At 27.8% G+C, this 4,378-nt stretch carries 3 protein-coding genes; all 3 read right to left on the reverse strand.

Going from position 1 to position 4,378, the window contains the following annotated elements; genetic code table 11:
- The coding region (locus tag Q1X91_RS14850) for a hypothetical protein (protein WP_300759266.1) at window positions 1–2,114 on the reverse strand (2,114 nt) is incomplete at its 3' end.
- Between the two features lie 4 nt (window positions 2,115–2,118).
- The gene (locus Q1X91_RS14855; protein WP_300759268.1) at window positions 2,119–3,417 is read right to left on the reverse strand and encodes a hypothetical protein; all 1,299 of its coding nucleotides are present in this window, start codon (window positions 3,415–3,417) and stop codon (window positions 2,119–2,121) included.
- 19 nt (window positions 3,418–3,436) lie between these two features.
- Window positions 3,437–4,378: hypothetical protein (locus tag Q1X91_RS14860; RefSeq protein ID WP_300759270.1), on the reverse strand; the 942-nt coding region annotated here is incomplete at its 5' end.

Consider the following 4,378-nt stretch of genomic DNA (forward strand, 5'->3'; position numbering starts at 1 on the left):
CTAAATATACATTTAGTATTAGATAACATACCTGATTCCATATTTAATTTAAAACTGGCTGATGCCTCATTTCCTTGTAACTCTACAAATGTATCTATTATTTCACCAGTTTCAACATTATATAAATAATATTTTTTCTTGTCAATACAATTAAAATCAAAAATACTTGATGCTGAAAAATTAACCTTTACACTCATTTCGCCTGACTGAGATACTGTTTTAGGTTCTGGGTTTACTGTATCTTTATTAGATAAAATTATTCCACAATGATTATTTGATGGGATATAATTTAATAATGTTACTGTTGTTTTATCATATCTTATTATAAGTTTATTTTCACTTAATATATATTCTGCTTCTAACTTATCATTATCTTTATGTTTATAAAAATAGCTTGCTTCTTCTCTCTCATATATATATTCTCCTGATATATTAACTGCATTTATTTCTGAAGTCTTAGTATATAAAATTATTTTAAAATTTGTTTCTGTCATGTTTTCTACTGTCAGAGTATGATTTTTGCCTTGTAATACATAAAAGGTTATACAAATATTATCATAAGATGACAATATATCATAAAATCTCTGATGTTGATTATATTCCATAAGGCTTATTATTAATATTTCTATTCGCTCTGCATTACTCTTTTCCGATATTTTAGATATTAAAGAGTTTCTAAATTTGCTGTTATTACTACTATTAATGACAAATATTTCATCTAGTTTATAATCTATATCTACTATTTCTTTACTGAATTTTTCATTCATATATACCAAAAATGGCTGAAAAATTTTATGACAGCTTGCAAAATCTAATACTTCCTGCACATAATCGTCTGTTTTTATTGAGCTGCTATCCTGCAATAATGGTAATATATCACTTATCTTTGTAGTTGTGTTCAAGAAACATATGTATTCATTTGATGTTGATAACTTTATCAATTTTTCATCATTTGCTGCTGTATCTATAGATTTACAATGTGGATGCTGTTCTAGAAATTTTAAATAAGAATATCCTGTGCCATAATTTTTTAATGGACGATTACTTGTATGTACAACAAGCATTTCTATATTCAAATAATTAAATATATCTAATGCACTGTTAAATATATCTATATTACCATCTGCATCCCTTTCAATAAGTTCAAATAATGCTGCTTCATGTATTCTACGCTTTCTGTATAATGTATATTGATTATCTACTGTAGCTGAAACTAAATCTATATAGTAACGAATACCAAACCATGTTAAAAATCTACTGTTATTTTTACTTACTGCATTAGAAAAATATGCCTGCGGGTCATTATAGGTATTAAACTTATCAGGCATTTGATAATAATTGGACAAAAAAGATAATATTAATTTTGAGTGTAGGGCAAATGATGATGGAAATATATTCTTTGAATGACCAGTCTTTAATGACCTTATTAAACCTTTATAAAATGACATAGATAATATAGAAAAAATTTCTACTGCTTCTTCTTTAGTTAATGTAAAATTAAATGCATTCAACTTATTATTTTTATATGTTGTTTCATTTAAATTATTAACAGCATCTTCTATTGCTCTATTTACAGATAATTCAAGCATTAATGCTCTACGATGAGATAACGGACCATAAGCTGCCGTATTGGCAGTTGTTTGTCTATTTTGTTCTGCTCTTTGCCTGCTGTTTGTTATAGGGTGTGAACTGTCAGTAAAACTACGCTCTAACTCTTCAATAGTAATTAACTGGGTATCTATGTCTGGAATTTGCTTATCTTCTGATTGAATACCATAGTCACCATTATGTTTAACTGTTTGGATGCATGTTGATACAGCACTAGCAATAAAATTAATTGCTTCAAGTTTATTTGTATCATTTAAAAAGCTGCTAAAATCACCATTACTATTTTCTATATCTAATAATGGTTTGAAAGCTGCTAATTTTAATGCACAAATATATTGGATTTTATCTAATTCTTCTACATTAAAACCTACACCTAAAGTAATCACTCTTTTTGTATCTGCATACATATGAGAATCAAATGCATCATCTACTTTTACTTCTCCATGCATTAATAAACTGTATTTCAAATCATTAAATAAATTAATATTTAAATCCACATTATTCATAAAATCACCTGCAGTATGAATTTATATGCATCATACACATCATTTGAAATGTAGTACATTTTCTATATAAATATGCATATATCTTGTTTAAAAGAACATTCTCATTGTAACCATATCCCATATCAGCTGACCAAGCATAACGCATATATCTATGCAAATGAAAAGCATGAGTTATTGAGAAAAAATTATGAGAAGCATAAAACTTATGCCCTGTCTCTTGTTCATATTCTTTATATGTATACAACTCACTACCATCTGGCATTCCTGCCCTATAACCTTTGTATGGTGGACATAAATTTAAAGCACACTCTTTAAAATCATATTTATATAATTCCAATTGACCTTTATTATTAGCCTGTGCTCTCTTAATTTCTCTTACAGTTAACTCATATGCTTCATCATATACTATACCTTGAGATGGTTGTGCATTTTCAAAAGCCACACCTGTATATGTGGTTTTATTATAATATTCATTATATTTACTTTTAACTATTAGGCTGTTATCCGCAGTTAACAACGGTTTATTGCACACTAATTTAATAATTTTATCATCTGCTTCCTTATATATATCTTTTAATGTGCCATATAATGCTTTAAATTGATATTCTTCATATTTAAAATCTGCTTGATTTATCTTAAAGAACTTTTTACTATTATCACCAAGTTCTAAAAATACAGTAGCTATCATTGACAGTAAACCATCATATATTAAATCATATAAACTAAAATATTCAAACTTATCATATTGCATAACTGTTGCATAATCATAAGCACTATAAAGCATAATTTTATTATTACCTTTTACATTGAAAGATTGACCGCCTAATTTTTTTATTTGATTACATACATAATATAAGTCATACAGCCTATATTGATTAGAATCCAAAAAATGTAATTCCTTAGCAGGATTACCATATATATCAAAAGGATATAAACTATCATATATATATTGAGATAACATTTTTTGGAAGCCATCTATATTTGAGTATTTTTCTTGAAAAAAATTATAATGCTTATCTAATTCATACAACTTATTAAACATCCAAAAAGCAACAATTAATTGAATATATGGATAGCGTTTTACTGTATCAGACAAAGGATTTTTGTCTTTTAAAATATAATATTTACTCTCTTCTATTAACTGCCTGGGAATTTTGATGCCAAATGCCATATATTTATCAAAAGTATCAGGACGCAAAAAGTCTACAATATCACTTTCACATAAAGGAATATAGTTTTCAATAACATTTAAATAAGCATCCCGTATTGTTTCAAATTTAGATAAATCTACTGGTTCATTCATAATAATATCACCTATATTTTTATTGTTTAATATTTAATTTACCTTTTTCAATTGTAAAACCATTACTATCAAGCTTAACTTCCATTTTGTCTAATTTAAAAATAATATTGCTTCCATCTGATATTATACTTGCTTTTTCTCCTATCATTATTTCAAATTTATCAGAAACTTTTAAACTTAGTAATTTTGACGAGTTTATACTTAATTCATCACACTGTATATCTGATGATAGTGATTTGAATGTCATATGCTTACTTGCATTTATTGTTGTGTTACTGTTAGAGTATATATCCATATCATTTTCAGATGTTAAATTATAATGACTATTAGAACTTATATTTATACCTGCCTCACTTGATATATCTATACTGCCAGAAACACTGTCTTCTATATTACCATTTACTTTTCTTTCAACTTCACCACAAATATTTATGATACTATCGCCCTCTATTTCCACTATCTTATCGCCGCTTATAAACTCTTTACTGTTTCCTGCTACCCGCAGTGTATTTTCTGCCCCTACATTTAATGTGTTAGAAAGACCTACTGCTGTATCTTTGCTTAAAGCTACCACTGTTAAATATTCGCCGCCTATATTCACATCTTTTACCCCTGCTATATTTTGAATGTGTGCCTGCAAAATATTTTCTGTATGAGTGCCTGTTACTTTGCTGGTTTTATTGTTTAAGATTGTCTGGTCATAGTTATTCTGCACCAGTTCTTCATAGTCCTTTTCGGCTTTTAAATATATCTGCTCACTACCTGGCAGGTTGCTCATAGTAAGCTCATTTCTGCCCTGCTCCCCCTTACCTACTGTTTTTGCTGAAAGTGATGTTTTATGTTTAGATGATAGTATCTCACTTTGAATTAATGACGGGCTTGACATATTATATAAACTGCCAGTAATTACAGGCCTGTTTATATCTCCGTCTATATAAGATATTATTACTTCATCACCTAC

The organism is uncultured Brachyspira sp. (assembly GCF_949287625.1).
Taxonomy (GTDB): Bacteria; Spirochaetota; Brachyspiria; order Brachyspirales; family Brachyspiraceae; genus Brachyspira.